The sequence below is a fragment of the Rhizobium sp. Leaf453 genome (genome assembly GCF_001425605.1).
In the GTDB taxonomy this organism is placed as follows: Bacteria; Pseudomonadota; Alphaproteobacteria; order Rhizobiales; family Rhizobiaceae; genus Pararhizobium.
Genome location: NZ_LMRG01000030.1, coordinates 1 through 16478 on the forward strand (window position 1 = coordinate 1; position 16478 = coordinate 16478).

17 protein-coding genes and 1 pseudogene are annotated in these 16478 nt (G+C 60.9%); 11 read left to right on the forward strand and 7 right to left on the reverse strand.

Going from position 1 to position 16478, the window contains the following annotated elements; translation table 11 throughout:
• Positions 1-38: 38 nt before the first annotated feature.
• From ASG68_RS27780 to ASG68_RS27815, 8 genes and pseudogenes are all read left to right on the forward strand, one after another.
• Positions 39-911 (forward strand): carbohydrate ABC transporter permease, encoded by an 873-nt coding sequence (locus ASG68_RS27780; protein WP_062584969.1) that lies wholly within the window; start codon positions 39-41, stop codon positions 909-911.
• Between the two features lie 17 nt (positions 912-928).
• The gene (locus ASG68_RS27785) at positions 929-1753 is read left to right on the forward strand and encodes a carbohydrate ABC transporter permease (protein ID WP_062584967.1); all 825 of its coding nucleotides are present in this window, start codon (positions 929-931) and stop codon (positions 1751-1753) included.
• A gap of 103 nt (positions 1754-1856) precedes the next feature.
• Positions 1857-2864 (forward strand): ABC transporter ATP-binding protein, encoded by a 1008-nt coding sequence (locus ASG68_RS27790; RefSeq protein ID WP_274534238.1) that lies wholly within the window; start codon positions 1857-1859, stop codon positions 2862-2864.
• Positions 2761-3126: pseudogene (locus ASG68_RS27795) on the forward strand (TOBE domain-containing protein); the annotation flags it as partial. The gene ASG68_RS27790 and the pseudogene ASG68_RS27795, both read left to right, overlap by 104 nt.
• Complete coding sequence (locus ASG68_RS27800) at positions 3120-3893, forward strand: L-iditol 2-dehydrogenase (protein WP_062576689.1); 774 nt, start codon at positions 3120-3122, stop codon at positions 3891-3893. The pseudogene ASG68_RS27795 and the gene ASG68_RS27800, both read left to right, overlap by 7 nt.
• 24 nt (positions 3894-3917) lie before the next feature.
• Complete coding sequence (locus tag ASG68_RS27805; protein ID WP_062577071.1) at positions 3918-5402, forward strand: mannitol dehydrogenase family protein; 1485 nt, start codon at positions 3918-3920, stop codon at positions 5400-5402.
• An 81-nt stretch (positions 5403-5483) separates the two neighbouring features.
• The gene (locus ASG68_RS27810; RefSeq protein WP_062577074.1) at positions 5484-6176 is read left to right on the forward strand and encodes an HAD family hydrolase; all 693 of its coding nucleotides are present in this window, start codon (positions 5484-5486) and stop codon (positions 6174-6176) included.
• Complete coding sequence (locus tag ASG68_RS27815; protein WP_062576691.1) at positions 6176-7753, forward strand: FGGY-family carbohydrate kinase; 1578 nt, start codon at positions 6176-6178, stop codon at positions 7751-7753. Before ASG68_RS27810 ends, ASG68_RS27815 begins: the two co-directional genes overlap by 1 nt.
• A gap of 267 nt (positions 7754-8020) precedes the next feature.
• On the opposite strand, the gene ASG68_RS27820 is transcribed toward ASG68_RS27815, so the two are convergent.
• On the reverse strand, positions 8021-9040 hold the full coding sequence (locus ASG68_RS27820; protein ID WP_244484353.1) for a sensor histidine kinase: 1020 nt from the start codon (positions 9038-9040) through the stop codon (positions 8021-8023).
• A 172-nt stretch (positions 9041-9212) separates the two neighbouring features.
• Positions 9213-10007 carry a response regulator gene (locus ASG68_RS27825; protein WP_062576693.1) on the reverse strand — a complete coding sequence of 265 codons (795 nt, stop codon included), beginning with the start codon at positions 10005-10007 and terminating at the stop codon, positions 9213-9215.
• Between the two features lie 141 nt (positions 10008-10148).
• Here ASG68_RS27825 and ASG68_RS27830 point away from each other — a divergent pair, with 141 nt between their 5' ends.
• The 3 genes from ASG68_RS27830 to ASG68_RS27840 all read left to right on the forward strand — a co-directional run bounded on the left by ASG68_RS27830 (position 10149) and on the right by ASG68_RS27840 (position 12563).
• Positions 10149-10352 carry a NepR family anti-sigma factor gene (locus ASG68_RS27830; RefSeq protein ID WP_062576694.1) on the forward strand — a complete coding sequence of 68 codons (204 nt, stop codon included), beginning with the start codon at positions 10149-10151 and terminating at the stop codon, positions 10350-10352.
• Positions 10349-10915 (forward strand): RNA polymerase sigma factor, encoded by a 567-nt coding sequence (locus ASG68_RS27835; RefSeq protein ID WP_062576696.1) that lies wholly within the window; start codon positions 10349-10351, stop codon positions 10913-10915. The genes ASG68_RS27830 and ASG68_RS27835 overlap by 4 nt, the downstream gene beginning before the upstream one ends.
• 148 nt (positions 10916-11063) lie before the next feature.
• The gene (locus tag ASG68_RS27840) at positions 11064-12563 is read left to right on the forward strand and encodes a sensor histidine kinase (protein WP_062576698.1); all 1500 of its coding nucleotides are present in this window, start codon (positions 11064-11066) and stop codon (positions 12561-12563) included.
• 13 nt (positions 12564-12576) lie between these two features.
• Here the strand turns inward: ASG68_RS27840 and ASG68_RS27845 are convergent, their stop codons facing one another.
• From ASG68_RS27845 to ASG68_RS27865, 5 genes are all read right to left on the reverse strand, one after another.
• Positions 12577-13008, reverse strand: coding sequence for a hypothetical protein (locus ASG68_RS27845; RefSeq protein WP_062576700.1), 432 nt, complete (start codon positions 13006-13008; stop codon positions 12577-12579).
• Between the two features lie 94 nt (positions 13009-13102).
• A complete protein-coding gene (locus ASG68_RS27850) occupies positions 13103-13489 on the reverse strand; it encodes a DUF883 family protein (protein ID WP_062576702.1) in 387 nt (128 codons plus the stop codon).
• 136 nt (positions 13490-13625) lie between these two features.
• Positions 13626-14414 carry a heme ABC transporter ATP-binding protein gene (locus ASG68_RS27855; protein ID WP_062576704.1) on the reverse strand — a complete coding sequence of 263 codons (789 nt, stop codon included), beginning with the start codon at positions 14412-14414 and terminating at the stop codon, positions 13626-13628.
• Positions 14415-14416: 2 nt separating this feature from the next.
• The gene (locus tag ASG68_RS27860) at positions 14417-15541 is read right to left on the reverse strand and encodes a FecCD family ABC transporter permease (RefSeq protein ID WP_062576706.1); all 1125 of its coding nucleotides are present in this window, start codon (positions 15539-15541) and stop codon (positions 14417-14419) included.
• A complete protein-coding gene (locus ASG68_RS27865) occupies positions 15528-16475 on the reverse strand; it encodes a heme/hemin ABC transporter substrate-binding protein (RefSeq protein ID WP_062576708.1) in 948 nt (315 codons plus the stop codon). The genes ASG68_RS27860 and ASG68_RS27865 overlap by 14 nt, the downstream gene beginning before the upstream one ends.
• Between the last annotated feature and the right edge of the window lie 3 nt (positions 16476-16478).

The following is a 16478-nucleotide window of genomic DNA, read 5'->3' on the forward strand; positions in this document are numbered from 1 at the left end:
TCATGGCGACAACGAACACTCGTGGTCTGGCGCGATTCATGGCGACAACGAACACTCGTGGTCTGGCGCGATTGATGATGGCGCCGTCGGTTGGGTTGCTGTTGATCTGGATGATCGTGCCTTTGGCGATGACGTTGTGGTTCTCGTTCCAGAACTACAACCTGCTCAATCCGGGCAATGTCAGCTTTGCCGGGCTTTTCAACTATCAGTTCTTCTATTCGGATCCCGCCTTCTTCCAGTCGATCTGGAACACGCTGGTGATCGTCGTCGGCGTGCTTGCGATCACCGTGATCGGCGGCATCGGCATCGCCTTGATGCTCGACCAGCCGGTCTGGGGGCAGGGGCTGGTGCGCATCCTGGTGATTTCGCCCTTCTTCGTCATGCCGCCGGTGGCAGCACTCGTGTGGAAGAACATGATCATGCATCCGCAATATGGCGTCTTTGCCGATATTGCCCGCTTCTTCGGGGTCCAGCCGGTCGACTGGTTCGGCCAGTATCCGTTGTTCTCGATCATCGTCATCGTCGCCTGGCAGTGGCTGCCGTTCGCGACGCTCATCCTGCTCACCGCGCTTCAGTCGCTCGACGGCGAGCAGAAGGAAGCGGCCGAGATGGACGGCGCCGGCTTCGTGTCGCGCTTCATCTACCTGACGCTGCCGCATCTCGCCCGCTCGATCACCGTCGTCATCCTGATCCAGACGATCTTCCTGCTTGGCGTCTATGCCGAGATCCTCGTCACCACCAATGGCGGCCCGGGTTATGCATCGACCAACCTGCCGTTCCTGATCTACCGCACGGCACTGCTCGGCTATGACGTCGGCGGCGCATCCGCAGGCGGCATCATCGCCGTCATCCTCGCCAATATCGTCGCCTTCTTCCTGATGCGCGCCGTCGGCAAGAACCTCGACAAGTAAGAAGAAGGCAGGAAACCATGGCCAGAGCCGTTTCGACCCGCAGAACCGCATTCTTCACCGTCGCCGCCTGGATTGTCGCGCTGGTGATCTTCTTCCCGATCCTCTACACGATCATCACCTCGTTCAAGTCGGAGACCGAAGCCATCCAGGGCTTCAACCTGATCCCGTCGGGCACGATCGAGAGCTATGGCGCCGTGCAGGCGCAGAGCAACTACTTCAAGTTCTTCCTGAACTCGGTGGTGCTGTCGGTCGGCTCGACGCTGCTGGCGCTGTTGATCGCGGTCCCGTCCGCCTGGTCGATGGCCTTTGCGCCGACAACTAAGACCAAGGACATCCTGATGTGGATGCTCTCGACCAAGATGATGCCGGCCGTTGCCGTGCTGGTGCCGTTCTACCTGATGTTCCGCGACTTCGGCCTGCTCGATACCCGCATCGGCCTGCTCGTCATGCTGACGATGATCAACCTGCCGATCGTCATCTGGATGCTCTACACCTACTTTCGGGAAATCCCCGGCGAGATCCTCGAGGCCGCCCGCATGGATGGCGCATCGCTCTGGGGCGAGATCGTCTATGTGCTCACCCCGATGGCGGTTCCGGGCATTGCGTCCACCATGCTGCTCAACATCATCCTCGCCTGGAACGAAGCCTTCTGGACGATCCGGCTGACGACGACCAATGCAGCCCCGCTGACCGCCTTCATCGCCTCGTTCTCGTCACCGCAAGGCCTGTTCTGGGCCAAGCTTTCGGCGGCCTCGACGCTGGCGATCGCACCGATCCTGATCATGGGCTGGTTCTCACAGAAACAGCTGGTGCGCGGCCTGACGTTTGGCGCGGTGAAGTAAGAGCCGCCGCAACAGACGCGACGCAAACGACGACGAAAGACAATAACGACACAGGGACATCCCCGAAGCCGGGACGTCGCAGAAAAGACTTTGGGAGGCACGCATGGGCAATATCCAACTGAAGAAGGTCAACAAGAGCTTTGGCGCGACGCAGGTCATTCCGGGCATCGACCTGACGATCAACGAGGGCGAGTTCGTCGTCTTCGTCGGCCCCTCGGGCTGCGGCAAGTCGACATTGCTGCGCCTGATCGCAGGCCTCGAGGACACCACATCCGGCACGATCGAGATCGACGGCCGCGATGTCACCGGGGCGGCACCCGCCAAGCGCGGTCTTGCCATGGTGTTCCAGTCCTATGCGCTCTATCCGCACATGACCGTGCGCAACAACATCGCCTTCCCCCTGAAGATGGCCAAGCTCGACCAGGGCGCGATCGACAAGAAGGTGACGGAAGCCGCCCGCGTGCTGAACCTCACCAACTATCTCGACCGGCGGCCGGGCCAGCTCTCCGGCGGCCAGCGCCAGCGTGTGGCGATCGGCCGGGCCATCGTGCGCGAACCCTCGGCCTTCCTGTTCGACGAGCCGCTCTCCAACCTCGATGCGGCGCTGCGCGGCACGATGCGGCTCGAAATCTCCGAGCTGCATCACCAGCTGAAGACGACGATGATCTACGTCACCCATGACCAGGTCGAAGCCATGACCATGGCCGACAAGATCGTCGTGCTCAATGCCGGCAATATCGAACAGGTCGGCTCGCCGCTCGATCTCTACCACCGGCCCGACAATATCTTCGTCGCCGGCTTCATCGGCTCGCCGCGCATGAACTTCGCCACCGGCGCCTTTGCGGTTGGCGAGCGAATCACAACCATTCTCAAAATTTCCTGGATGGTTATTTGCCAGGCAGTGTTGATTGATGTGCTTCGTCGGATCGATGCCCGAGGCGATGAAGGCGGCGGCGATCGAGCGGATCTAACAGGTCGGCTCGCCGCTCGATCTCTACCACATCTAACAGGTCGGCTCGCCGCTCGATCTCTACCACCGGCCCGACAATATCTTCGTCGCCGGCTTCATCGGCTCGCCGCGCATGAACTTCGCCACCGGCGCCTTTGCTGAGCCCTACAATGCCCATACGATCGGCATCCGCCCGGAACACCTGAAACTGTCGACCACAACAGGCCCCTGGAAGGGTGTCGTCGGCGTCGCCGAACATCTCGGCTCCGACACCTTCCTCCACATCCATGTCGACGGCATCGGCCTTGTCACAGCCCGCGTCGGCGGCGACTTCCCCGTCAACCACGGTGACACCGTCTTCCTCACCCCAGACGAAGGAAGAGTCCACAGGTTCGATCAAGCAGGCAAGGCAATCAGATCATGAGGCTGGACGGGAAAAGCGCACTGATCACCGGATCGGCGCGCGGTATCGGACGGGCCTTCGCGGAAGCCTATATCCGCGAGGGGGCGACCGTTGCCATCGCCGACATCAATCTGGAGCGAGCCAAAACAACCGCATCGGAACTCGGCGCTTCAGCCTATGCCGTTGAAATGGACGTGACGAACCAGGCCTCCATCGATGCGGCGATCGCAGCTGTCGTCGAAAAGGCCGGCGGCCTGGACATCCTCGTCAACAATGCAGCCCTGTTCGATCTCGCGCCGATCGTCGAGATCACGCGGGAAAGCTTCGACAGACTTTTTACCATCAATGTCTCCGGGACGCTCTTTACCTTGCAGTCCGCTGCACGGCAGATGATCGCCCAGGGACGCGGCGGCAAGATCATCAACATGGCAAGCCAGGCGGGGCGTCGTGGGGAAGCTCTTGTCGCCGTTTATTGCGCCACCAAGGCGGCGGTCATCAGCCTGACCCAATCGGCCGGGCTGGACCTGATCAAGCATGGCATCAACGTCAATGCGATCGCGCCCGGCGTCGTCGATGGCGAACATTGGGACGGCGTCGATGCGCTGTTTGCCAAATATGAAAACCGCCCGCGCGGCGAAAAGAAGAGGCTGGTCGGCGCGGAAGTGCCGTTCGGCCGCATGGGCACGGCCGAGGACCTGACCGGCATGGCGGTCTTCCTTGCCTCGGCCGAAAGCAATTATGTCGTTTCGCAGACCTACAATGTCGACGGCGGCAACTGGATGAGCTGATCACGCTCGTCGAAAGGAATGAACATGACGACCAAACTTTCGCTCGCCAATCTCCCGGCCATCAAGGCGACGGCCGCGATCCCGGCTTATGACCGTTCGGCGTTGTCTGCCGGCATCGTCCATTTCGGTGTCGGCAATTTCCATCGCGCCCATCAGGCGATCTATCTCGATGACCTCTTCAACACCGGCAAGGATCTCGACTGGGCGATCGTCGGGGCAGGGGTTCTGCCGTCCGACGAAACGATGCAGGCGAAGCTCGCCGAACAGGATTTTTTGACAACCGTCGTCGAGCAGGACAACAACAAGAGTGCCGCGCGCGTCACCGCGCCGATGATCGATTATCTGCGACCTGGCAATGCGGCCGCAACGGTCGCGCAACTGGCCGATCCGGCGATCCGGATCGTCTCTTTGACAATCACAGAAGGTGGTTACTTCATCAATCCCGCTTCCGGCGTCTTCGATCCCAAGCATCCGGCCATCGTCGCCGACAGCCAGAACCCGAGCGATCCGAAGACGGTGTTCGGCCTGATCATCGCCGGCCTCAAGGCGCGCAAGGACAAGGGTCTTGTGCCCTTTACCGTCATGTCCTGCGACAACATCCCGGGCAATGGCGAAGTCACCCACGCCGCCATCTCCGGGCTCGCCCGCCTGTCCGATCCGGCACTCGCCGACTGGATCGACGCCAATGTCGCTTTCCCGAACGGCATGGTGGACCGCATCACGCCGGCCACCGGCCCGCGCGAAGTCGGCATTGCCGCCTCGGATTATGGCATCGACGACAACTGGCCGGTCTTCTGCGAAGAATTCAAGCAATGGGTGCTGGAGGATCATTTCCCGGCCGGACGCCCAGCGCTGGAAACGGTCGGCGTCCAGTTCGTGCCGGATGTCGCGCCCTACGAGCACATGAAAATCCGCATCCTCAACGGCGGTCACGCAGCGATTGCATATCCCGCAGCCCTGCTCGACATCCACTTTGTCCATGAGGCGATGGAGGACAAGACGGTTTGCGCCTTCCTCGACAAGCTGGAGCGGGACGAAATCATCCCGGTCATTCCGCCGGTGCCCAACACCGATCTCACGGCTTACTTCAAAAAGGTGGAATCGCGGCTGTTCAACCCAAAGATCGGCGACACCATTCCGCGCCTGGCGCAGGACGGCTCCAACCGCCAGCCGAAATTCATCCTGCCGACGACGGCCGACCGACTGCGCCGCGGAGAGGACGTCATCGGCCTCTCGCTGGTCTCGGCGCTCTGGTGCCGTTACCTCGCGGGCACGACCGACAGCGGCAAGGCGATCACCTTCAACGATGCCAGTGCCGATCGTTTGCACGCGGCCGCGGTGAAAGCCAAGGATGATCCACAGGCATTCCTTGCGCTTTCCGACATATTCGGTGATGTTGCGCAATCCTCACTGTTCCAGAAGCGGTTTGCACACGCACTGAAGACGCTCTGGGACAAGGGCACGCGGGCCACCCTCGAGCTCTATCTTGCCGGAAAACTTGGAGAATGACATCATGACGCCCAGCCCCTTGCGCACTGTCGCGGCCACAGCATGTGGCCGCTCTGCGATGCAAGGGGCGGTCTGATCGTCATGAGCGTTCATCCACCCAAGCTGGTGATCTTCGACTGTGACGGTGTTCTGGTCGATAGCGAGCCATTGTCGCTCGATGTGCTCGTCCGAGTTCTGCGTAATGCCGGCGTCGATATGGATGCCGAGGAGGCAACGGAGCGCTTTCTCGGCAAGAGCCTGAAGACCATGTCGGATATCCTGCACGAGGAATACGGGCTGGCGGTCGATGATCACTTTCTGGAAGAGATGAGGCTCGATCTCTACCAGCGGTTCCGTCGCGAACTGCAGCCGATCGCCGGAATTTCCCAGGCTCTGGACGAACTGGACATTGCGCGCTGCGTGGCGTCCTCGAGCCAGATGGAACGAATCCGGCTGTCGCTGACCATTACCGGCCTGATCGACAAGCTGGAGCCGCATCTTTTCAGCGCCTCCATGGTGGCGAACGGAAAGCCGGCACCAGATCTTTTTCTGCATGCGGCGGCCCAGATGCACACTGCGCCGGAAAACTGCATCGTCATCGAGGACAGTCCTGCCGGGATCGAGGCCGCACAAGCGGCCGGCATGCGCGTCTTTGCCTTTGCCGGTGCGTCCCATGCCAAATCCGAACGGCATCTCGCCACTTTGCGGCAACTGGAACCCGATGTCCTGTTTGACGACATGCGGGAATTGATCCATTTTGTCCGGAAAGAACAAAGGGACGGGAACGCTAGTTAATGCGCGATCTGATCGTTGCCGTCGATGTCGGAACCGGCAGCGCCCGCGCTGGAATTTTCGACAGGCATGGCAAGCAACTGGCCCGGGCGGACTATCCGATCCTGATGAACCGGCCCGAGGAAAATCACGCCGAGCATGATTCAGAAAACATCTGGGCGGCCGTCTGCATCGCCGTCAAGACAGCGCGTGCCAAGGCCGGTGTTCCCGCCGAGGCCGTTGCCGCCATCGGCTTCGATGCCACCTGTTCGCTGGTGGTTCGCGACAAAAATGGTGCGCCCCTGTCCGTCAATCGCAAGGGCGATCCTCGTTGGGATACGATCGTCTGGCTCGATCACCGCGCCCTGAAACAGGCTGATTTCTGCACTGCGACCGGCCATCCCGTGCTCAACCATTCGGGCCGCGTCATGTCGCCGGAAATGGAAATGCCGAAGCTGATGTGGTTGAAGCAGAACCTGCCGCAGCAATGGGAAAAGGCCGGATATTTCTTCGATCTCGCCGACTTTATGTCCTGGCGGGCGACTGGCAATCCGGCGCGCTCGCGCTGCACGCTGACATCGAAATGGAACTATCTGTCGCACGAGAACGGCTGGCAGGCGGCATTCCTCGAGGCGATCGGGCTGGAGGACCTGCGCGAGCGCGGTGGTCTGCCCGACGAGACAATGCCCGTCGGACAATCGGCCGGGCATCTGACGGCGATGGCGGCGGCCGAACTTGGCCTGCACGAAGGCTGCCAGGTGGCGACCGGGCTGATCGATGCCTATGCCGGCGCGATCGGCGTGCTCGGCGGCTTTGCCGGTGAACCCGAACGGTTGGAGCGGCAGCTGGCGCTGATTGCCGGAACGTCCAGCTGCATCGTCGCTTTTTCCAAGGACATGAAACCCGGCTTCGGCATGTGGGGTCCATATTTCGAGGCGGCGTTTCAGCAGAGCTGGCTGATCGAGGGCGGGCAGTCGGCCACCGGCGCGCTGCTTGATCATGTGGTGCGTAGCCACAGCGCCGGCGGTGAGCCGGATGCGGAAATTCATGCGCGCATCGTGCTGAGGATCCAGGAATTGCGGGCTGCCTATGGCAGCGAATTCGCTTCCCGCCTGCATGTCCTGCCGGATTTTCACGGCAACCGCTCGCCGCTGGCCGATCCGCACGCGCTGGGTGTCATCAGCGGCCTGACACTCGACAGTTCGTTCGATGCGCTCTGCCGGCTCTATTGGCGCACCTGCGTCGCCATTGCGCTCGGCATCCGCCACATTCTCGAAATGATGAAAGAGGCGGGCTACGATCTCGACACGCTGCACATCACCGGCGGTCACGTGCGCAATCCGCTGCTGATGGAGCTTTATTCGGATGTCACCGGCTGCACGGTGGTGGTGCCGGAAACCAATGATGCGGTTCTGCTCGGGACCGCCATGGTCGCCTCGGTGGCCGGCGGGCTCTATCCGGATCTGCGGATCGCTGGTCCCGCCATGTCGCCGGGTGGTCATGAGCGGCATCCGGATGCAGGCATGCGGGAAACCTATGACCGGGATTATCGCAAATTCCTCAGCCTTTACAGGCACAGGGCCGAGATCGAGGCGCTCTGACTGCCCGGGTTTAGGCCGCCGGAAATTTTTTTAAAAAAATACATGATGGGACTGGAACCTTTTTTTCGCCCGTCCGTTTCTTGGATGTCCGGACACTGGTTCGCATCGCCCCCAATGCGAACGCCCCAACACTGATCCGGCATTCCAGCTCACACGCCCCCTCGGTGAGTTGTCGATATCAGCCAGTGCCTCCCCCAGGCACTGGCTGTCTTTTTTCCAGGATGATTGTGAAATGTGCCGGCCGGAAGGGTGGCGTCGTGCGGCCGGCTATTCTGCGACGCGTGTAATGATCTCGTATTCTCGCAATGGGACCGTCAGGCGATATTCGATCCGGTCTGGCGATGTGAGATAGATCGCCTTTCCACCGACGGCGATCGGCACGACTCTTTCCAGTACGGTGCGCGCGAACGTCTGTTCGTCGGTTTCGCAGACCGTCAATGTCGGCGGCAGATGCTCGATCCAGGCAAGCTCGATCGCCTTTTCACCATCGCGGAATGTCTCAACGCAATCGATGGACAGCGAGTTCACGCCCGCGGAAATCGCACCGTGCGAGGCGGAATTGACGATGAGTTCGTGCAGGGCAAGGCCGATATGCAGGGCCGCGTTGGGGGACAGGTGCGCATCGATACCGCCCACGGAGATCCGGTTTTCGGAGTCCGGCCAGTAGGCGCTCAGCTGCCGTTCGGTGAGCGCAAAGAGATAGGCACCGCGCCAGCTGGAATCGGTGACGAGGTCCTGGGAATAGGCGAGCGACTGGATCCGTCCTCGAAACTTGGCGAGGAATGTATCGAGAGACAGCGCCTGGCGTGCGGTCTGGGTGGCGATGCCCTGGATGATGGCAAGCAGGTTTTTCGAGCGATGGCTGAGTTCACGCAGCAGGGTCTTGAGGATGCGCTCGCGATGCTGCGTTTCGGAAATATCGGTCATGACAAGCAGGATTCCGGCCATATCGCCATCCTCGATGCGCTCGATATCGATGCGATAGGTGAGGATGCCGGACGTACTGGACACTTCGATTTCGGTGGATGCGCCGGTCCCGCTGGATGTGACTTCCTTTTTCAGGAGATGCAGCCGCGCGCTTTCATCGGTTCCGAAAACTTCTTCGAAGGCTTGCGGCCTTTCCGATAGGCGTTGCAGGGCTTCGGGCAGGTTTCCGTAAAGCGAGGCGGTGAGATCGTCGGACTGATAAAGATAACCGGAACCCGATTTTTTCAGCACCAGTTCCATCAGACCCATGCTGACAGCAACATCGGTCCCGGAAGAGGCTGGACTGCCTGCATTGCCCACGCGACACGCCTTTCATTCTGTCGTTGGATTGCGTCTCGTTTCGCAAGGAGACCAAACCTTTGGGTGCGACTCGAACGGGGCCGGTTCGAGTGGAGAATGCTGCGCCGGGGCCATCATGTGCCCCGGGCGGCTGATTGATGATATGACCATCCATGTGCCGGGTGGTTGGATTTCAGGCGGCTGCCTTGGTGGATTCGTTGAAGAACAGCGCTTGGCTGATCAATGCCTTCACCATGTCCGGATTGAATGGCTTCGTGACTAGGAAGGTCGGTTCCGGCCGCTCGCCGGTCAGCAAGCGCTCCGGAAATGCGGTGATGAAGATGACCGGAATGGCCGTGTTCTTCAGGATGTCGTTGACGGCGTCGATGCCCGAGCTGCCGTCGGCAAGCTGGATATCCGCCAGTACCATGCTCGGTTGTGTCGATTTGAACAGGGCGACCGCCTCGTCGCGGGTGCGGGCAATACCGGTGACATTGTGGCCGAGGCTTTCGACCATCTGTTCGATATCGATCGCGATCAGCGGCTCATCCTCGATGATCATGATGTCGGTTGCGACCTGACGCGAGATTTCTTCGGATGCACGCTCCAGCAGCTGGTTCATGCCAGATTCGGTGGTGCCGAGAACTTCGGCGGCTTCGCTGGTGCGGAACCCTTCGACGGAGACGAGAAGGAAGGCTTGGCGGGCGAGCGGTGAGACCGATGCGAGATTGATCGACGCCCGTTTTTCCCACGCGAACGGCGAAACCGGCTCGGGAATGAGCACGGAGGAGGAGCCGAACAATTTTGTATACAGCTGGAACAGGGCAACCCTGTCATTGCTGGCTTCGGGGAAAATGGTGACGTCTGCGATCAGTGCTTCCAGAACGGCTGCGACATACGCGTCGCCCGATGTCTGCGATCCGGTCAATGCGCGCGAGTAGCGGCGCAGATAGGGCAGAAACGGAGCGATCCGGGTGGAAAGTGACATATATATACTCCCTCAATCTGGCCCGGGTATGGCCATGACAGGTTTGAAACGCAGCCATAAAAAAAAGGTTCCGCGCGGTGGAACAAATTTTTTCGCGGTGCATTATCCGCTCAGACGAACATCTGAAGGTATAGTGTGTTTATGACCTACAAAATTGGGGCGGGGCAGGGCGCTGAAAGATCAGGCCGGTCCGATAATCCAAACGCGCAGATCGCCACAAAGCTGCGCGCACTCTATCTCTCCGTACAGGAAGAGGCCATTCCGGATCGATTTCTCGATCTGCTTGAAAAACTGGATGCCGTTGAGCGCCAGTCCGTTCAATCTGTTGCGGATCTTGCAGAATGAGTGGTGCAAAGACGTCTGAGGAGCCGAGCTTCAAGCGCGAAATGCTCGCGGCGCTCCCGAGCCTTCGAGCCTTCGCCATGTCGCTGATCGGGCGGCACGACCGTGCTGACGATCTGGTGCAGGATACCATCATGAAAGCGTGGGCCAAGCAGGACCATTTCGAGATGGGCACGAACATGAAGGCTTGGCTCTTCACCATCCTGCGCAACGAACTTTACAGTCAGATGCGCAAGCGCGGCCGTGAGGTTCAGGACAGCGACGGCTATTTCACGGAGTCGCTGGCCCAGCATCCGGCGCAGTACGGTTCGCTGGATCTCCAAGATTTCAAGCGGGCGCTCGATACCCTGCCACCGGATCAACGGGAGGCCATCATTCTCGTCGGCGCATCCGGTTTTTCCTATGAAGAAGCAGCCGAGATTTGTGGTTGCGCGCTTGGAACGATCAAGAGCCGTGTCAACCGCGCGCGCCAGAGATTGCAGGATATCCTGCAGGTCAGCGGTGAAAATGAATATGGTCCCGACGCGACATCCGCGCCGATGACATCGCGCGCTTTCGTTTCCTGACATTCCGCATGTGATAGCGCTGTCAATGTCATGAAGGCGACATGATTGCTTCGCCGGGGATAATCGTGCGAGAACGATGACGACATTTCGCCGGACTGACCGGCGAATTTGAACTTCGACGGCGCCCTGGGGCTGGGTGTAGATATTGATGACCGAAAACAATCCTGACGAGCGCGCGAAGGTGGAGACCGTTCTGGCTTCGACCTCGCGGCTTGACGTGTTGCGTTCGGTCATTCCGGACATGGCGGAGCCGGACTCGGATTTCCAGGATCTTGCCGCTGTTGCAGCCGGTCTCTTCGAGGTGCCGGTCGCCTTGGTGACCCTGCTTGACGAGCGCGACCAGTGGTTCAAGGCGGCGGTGGGAATGGACGAAACGCATGCTCCGTCAGCCGATTCATTTTGCGCCCATACGATTGCCGAGGGCGAGGCTCTGCTCGTTGCCGACGCCCGGGCCGACCCGCGCTTTTCTAGCCAACCGCGCGTCGCAGGTGCCCCCTTCCTGCGCTTTTACGCCGGCGTGCCGCTGATCGTCGATGATCAGCCGATCGGAACCCTCTGCGTTTTCGACGTTGAGCCGCGCCGGGAGGTGGCGCCGGACCTCGTGGCGCAATTGCAGCGCCTGTCACGCGTTGCATCCTCCCTGTTCAAGCTGAAGCATGACGCCCGTCAACGCGCCCTGAAGGAAGCGGCTCTTTCGCGTGAGGAGCAGCGCCATGCCATGGCACTCGATGCCGCGAATGTCGGCAGTTGGCTATGGGATATCCGGTCCGGCAATGTTTCGTGCAATCGATCCATGGCGCGGATGTTCGGAATGTCCGACAGCCGAAATATCCAGGCGAAGGACATTTTCGCAGCCATTCATCAGGAGGATCGTGCCGGGACGCTCGCCAAGCTGCGTGCCGCAATGGCTGCGGACGAGGAATATGACGGAACCTTCCGGGTGGCGTCCAGCGGACGCTGGCTGCTGGGGCGCGGGCGTGTGCATGAGCGGGATTCATCCGGCAAGCCGACCCTGTTCCTCGGCATCAATATCGATGTGACGGAAGAGCATAGCTCGACCCAGCGCACCCGACTTCTGCTGCGTGAGCTCAATCACCGGGTGAAGAACACACTGGCAATGCTGCAGTCTCTTGCGCGCCAGACATTGCGACAGACCAGCGATCCGCAGCAGTTCATGACCGCCTTTGCCGGACGCCTGCAGGCGATTTCCGAAGCGCACGGCCTTCTGTCCGACCATGAATGGGGCGCGATCCGCCTCTCGGCGCTGCTTGCCAAGCAGTTGGCGCCGCATGTGCGAGATTATGAAAAGCAGATCGAGATCCACAAGGATGAGATTTTGCTGGGTCCGGATCAGGCCGTTGGCCTCGGGCTCGTTCTGCACGAACTGGCGACCAATGCCGCCAAATACGGCTCGCTATCCGTCCCGCGCGGCAAGGTCGTTCTGACAGCGCGCGGGCTTGAGGAGGATGGTGGTCGCGTTCTGCATATGACCTGGACGGAGGTCGGTGGCCCGCCGGTCGAGGAGCCTGGACGGCGCGGTTTCGGTTCGATCCTGATCGAGCGCAGTCTCGACAAGGTCATGGGAAGTTCCGTCAAGGTCGAATACCTGCCGGCCGGTTTGACGGCCATCGTCCGCCTACCCCTCTGACAAGTGCCTATCGTCAGGAAGGGTCGTTGTCAGAGGGCTTGCGCATGAGGCCCAACGTGGCGCCCACGCCAACGGCGATGGCGGCGGCCAGAAGCGGTTGCTTGCGAAAAAGCGTAAGGGCTGCTGCAACAGCAAGGGTTGTCTGCGTCTGAGATTGGCGGCGCTTTTCCTCGGCGATGCGCCGGTCCCTGGCGTTCAGTGTATACATGATGCCGATGATGACCAAGCCGATAACGAGGGAAATCATCCCAAGGGTGATCGCGGCAATCAAGGGCGTATAGAGGTTGCTGAGATAGATCGAACCTGCCACCAAGGCAAAGACATAGGCCGTGGCGATGAAGAGAGAAGCTGCAATCCACATGGCGCCGTTACGCTTGTAGCGCGACACCTTGCGGCTGACATCCGTCACCAAAAGACCCGAAAGCATGGCGACCAAAGGGTTCATCATTTTCTCCAGACGAGGGCGCTTGTACAGAACCGGCCGGCAAGACTGTTTTGCCGACCGTTTACCGGTATGGATGATGCCGGTCTCGACGAAACTAACTGCGAATAAGCGCCGCGACAAGAAGCCCGAGTGCGGCTGCCGCGCCGAGGGTAGCGACAGGGTGCTGGCGCACGGTATGGCGCACCTGTTTTTCCGTGCTGGCATAACGGCCGCGAAGTTCCGCAAACAACTGCTCGCCGTTTGCGATCAGGTCGTGCAAGCCTGCTTCGGCAGTGTCGCGAACATCATGGGCACGCGAGCGGACTTCCTTGGATGCACCGGAAGCTCTGGCTCTGGCGTCCTTGGCCGTATCGGCACCAATCTGCGACAGGACCTTCGCCAGCGAAGCGATCTCGTCGCGCAATTCGCTGACCTGATCTTCGAGCGGGGTCTCGAGGACGCGCTTTCTTGCGCTGGAACCAGAGAAGAGACCGTTGGCCATGGGAAAGCTCCTTCGTGCGATGGACACGGTTCAACCGGCCCGATGTGCAGCAGTACCGGCTGGTGTATTGATCACCCACCGGCGGTTCGTCACATCAACGCGCCAAGCCGCATTTTGTTCCGGTGCGAAGGGCGCCTTAGCCTGAGGCCGTGTGGGGCAGAACGAAGGGTATATTGCCGGTCGGCGTCACATTGACCCGCATGGGGCAGCCGAAAACCGTTTCCATGATCTCGTCTGTCATCACCGCGTTGGGATGTCCTGCTGCCGCGACACGTCCGGCCTTGATCATCACCATGCGATCCGCAAACATCGCCGTCAGATTGAGATCATGCATGATGGCAATGACGCCACCACCGCGTGCGCAAAAATCCTGCGCCAGCCGCATGATGGTCAACTGGTGGCGGATGTCGAGGCTCGAGACCGGCTCGTCGAGAAGCAGGAAAGACGGCTCGCCGTGCTGCAACGGATCCCAGATCTGGCAGAGCGCGCGGGCCAACTGGACGCGCTGCTGTTCGCCGCCCGAAAGCTCCTGGTAGAAACGGCCGGCAAAGCCCGAAAGATCGACCGCATCGAGCGCGTCTTTCGCGATCCGGTCGGTTTCACCGGCATCGCCTCTCGCGCCGACCGACAGGCCCATGCGGACGATTTCGCGCACGGTGAAGGGGAAGGAGATGACCGTGGACTGCGGCAGGACGGCGCGTTTCAGCGCAAGCTCCCACGGCTTCAGCGTGGAAATGTCATGCTCGTTGATGCTGACGGTGCCGCCATAGGACAATTCGCCGGCGATGGCCTTGAGGCTGGTGGTCTTGCCGGAGCCGTTCGGCCCGACAATGGCCGTCAGCTGGCCGGCCGGGGCTTCGATATCGACGCCCTGCAGAACCGGCTTGCCGGAGAGTTTGACGGTCAGGTTTTTTGCCTTGATCATGTCTAAAGCCCCATATGGGAGCGCCCGCGCAGCAGGATCCACAGGAAGAAGGGGGCGCCGACGAAGGCGGTGATGATGCCGATCGGCAGTTCCGCCGGTGGCACGATGGTGCGGGCGATCATGTCTGCGAAGATCAGCAGCGTGCCGCCGAGCAGGGCGGATGCCGGCAGCAGATAGCGGTGATCCGGGCCGATCATGAGCCGCAGGACATGCGGTACGACAATGCCGACAAAGCCGATGCCGCCACTGACCGCGACCGATGCGCCGGTGAGGGCAGCGACGCTGACAATGGCGATATTCTTCAGTCGCTGCACTGGAACGCCCATGTGGAAGGCGGTGGCTTCACCCAGCGTCAGTGCGTTTAACCCGCGCGCGAGGAAGGGCACGACGGCAAGGGCTGCGGCAATGATCGGTCCAGCCGACAGGATCTTCGTCCAGTTGGCGCCAGCCAGCGAGCCGAGGCCCCAGAAAGTCAGGTCGCGCAACTGCTTGTCATCGGCGATGAAGATGAGGACACCGGTGACGGCATTGGCAAGGGCGGCGAGCGCAATGCCGGCGAGCAGCATGGTCGCGACGGAGGTCTGGCCGCTGCGTGTGGCGATCCGGTAGAGCAGCAAGGTCGTGAGAAGACAGCCGAGGAATGCGGCCACCGGCAGCGCGTAGAAACCGAAGACGGCAAAAAGCGCGCCGAACAGCGAACTGCCGAGCACGATCGTCAGCACGGCACCGAGGCTGGCGCCGGATGAAATGCCGACAAGGGCCGGATCGGCCAGCGGATTGCGGAACAGGCCCTGCATGATCGTGCCGGAGACGGCAAGCGACGCGCCGACGAGCAGACCCATGACGGCGCGGGGCAGGCGGATATCGAGAATGATGATGCGATCGCGGGCGCTCAATGCCTGTTCCGCACCTTCCACACCGAGAAGCCATTGCAGGACATTGCCCAACGACGCGTTTGCTGCACCAGTCATGATCGAGGCTGCGAACATGGCGAAGGCGATGAAGACGAGCGCAACAATCAGAAGCCGGGCCAGCCGCGAACGATCGCCCGTCTGCCAATCGGACATCAGGCGGGAGACAAACGAGAGGTGCTGGCCATCATGCACTGCCATTTCACTGCGAGGCATTCGCTTTTCCGTAAACGGCCGCGTTCAGGTCGCGTACCATGCTTGCCGTACGAGGACCGAAGCCAAGCAGATGCAGGCCGTCCATGCGGATGACGGATTTGGTCTTGGCCGCCGGAGTGAGCGCCAGCGCGGGATAGGCGAACAGTTCGTCATCGCTCATCGCATGGCCGCCGCCGCGGGTCATCATCAAGACGACATCGGGCTTGGCTTCGATGATGGCTTCATCCGTCAGCGGCTTGTAGCCCGGGAAAGAACCGGTTGCATTGACGGCGCCGGACAGTGCGATGATGCCGTCTGCCGCCGTGTGGGCGCCGGCAGCCATGATCTTGCCACCCTGGGCGCTGAGGACGAAGAGAACCCGCTTGCGCTCGGTTTCCGGGCGTTTGGCGGCATCGGCTACAGCTGCATCGAGATCGGCCTTCACGGTGTCTGACAGCGCTGCCGCCTTGTCGGGAACGCCGAGGAAATCACCGACCGTCTTGATCTTTTGCAGGATGCCGTCGCGATTGTATGTGTCCGGAACGGTCTGGAAGGGAATCTTCGCTTCTTTGAGAACGTTCAGCGTTTCCGGCGGGCCGCTGCCGTCGATGGCGATGATCGCTGTCGGGTTGATGCCCATCACGCCTTCCGGCGACAATTGCCGCATGTAGCCGACATCCGGCAGTTTCATGGCTGCTTCCGGATAGACGCTGGTGGAATCGCGGCCGACGAGGCGGTTTTCCTCTCCGAGGGCATAGATGATTTCGGTGACGGCGCCGCCGACCGAGACCAGGCGCGACGTGTCTGCCTTCTGCATGTCCTGCGCCACGGCGGCGCGGACGAAGGACGGGCCATCCGGCAACGTGACCGGCAGGACGAACGGTGCGGATACGGCAAACAGCGCCAAGGCCAGTTCCCAGGAGCGGAGCCGGCGGAAGTCATGGGACGTTTTCATGGT

What these genes read in the sequence shown, in the direction of transcription:
- ASG68_RS27780 (WP_062584969.1), top strand. Translation starts at nt 39, where the DNA reads ATGGCGACAACGAACACTCGTGGTCTGGCGCGATTGATGATGGCGCCG.
- ASG68_RS27805 (WP_062577071.1), top strand. Translation starts at nt 3,918, where the DNA reads ATGACGACCAAACTTTCGCTCGCCAATCTCCCGGCCATCAAGGCGACG.
- ASG68_RS27845 (WP_062576700.1), bottom strand. Translation starts at nt 13,008, where the DNA reads ATGAACCCTTTGGTCGCCATGCTTTCGGGTCTTTTGGTGACGGATGTC.
- ASG68_RS27790 (WP_274534238.1), top strand. Translation starts at nt 1,857, where the DNA reads ATGGGCAATATCCAACTGAAGAAGGTCAACAAGAGCTTTGGCGCGACG.
- ASG68_RS27865 (WP_062576708.1), bottom strand. Translation starts at nt 16,475, where the DNA reads ATGAAAACGTCCCATGACTTCCGCCGGCTCCGCTCCTGGGAACTGGCC.
- ASG68_RS27850 (WP_062576702.1), bottom strand. Translation starts at nt 13,489, where the DNA reads ATGGCCAACGGTCTCTTCTCTGGTTCCAGCGCAAGAAAGCGCGTCCTC.
- ASG68_RS27825 (WP_062576693.1), bottom strand. Translation starts at nt 10,007, where the DNA reads ATGTCACTTTCCACCCGGATCGCTCCGTTTCTGCCCTATCTGCGCCGC.
- ASG68_RS27840 (WP_062576698.1), top strand. Translation starts at nt 11,064, where the DNA reads ATGACCGAAAACAATCCTGACGAGCGCGCGAAGGTGGAGACCGTTCTG.
- ASG68_RS27830 (WP_062576694.1), top strand. Translation starts at nt 10,149, where the DNA reads ATGACCTACAAAATTGGGGCGGGGCAGGGCGCTGAAAGATCAGGCCGG.
- ASG68_RS27810 (WP_062577074.1), top strand. Translation starts at nt 5,484, where the DNA reads ATGAGCGTTCATCCACCCAAGCTGGTGATCTTCGACTGTGACGGTGTT.
- ASG68_RS27815 (WP_062576691.1), top strand. Translation starts at nt 6,176, where the DNA reads ATGCGCGATCTGATCGTTGCCGTCGATGTCGGAACCGGCAGCGCCCGC.
- ASG68_RS27860 (WP_062576706.1), bottom strand. Translation starts at nt 15,541, where the DNA reads ATGCCTCGCAGTGAAATGGCAGTGCATGATGGCCAGCACCTCTCGTTT.
- ASG68_RS27855 (WP_062576704.1), bottom strand. Translation starts at nt 14,414, where the DNA reads ATGATCAAGGCAAAAAACCTGACCGTCAAACTCTCCGGCAAGCCGGTT.
- ASG68_RS27835 (WP_062576696.1), top strand. Translation starts at nt 10,349, where the DNA reads ATGAGTGGTGCAAAGACGTCTGAGGAGCCGAGCTTCAAGCGCGAAATG.
- ASG68_RS27785 (WP_062584967.1), top strand. Translation starts at nt 929, where the DNA reads ATGGCCAGAGCCGTTTCGACCCGCAGAACCGCATTCTTCACCGTCGCC.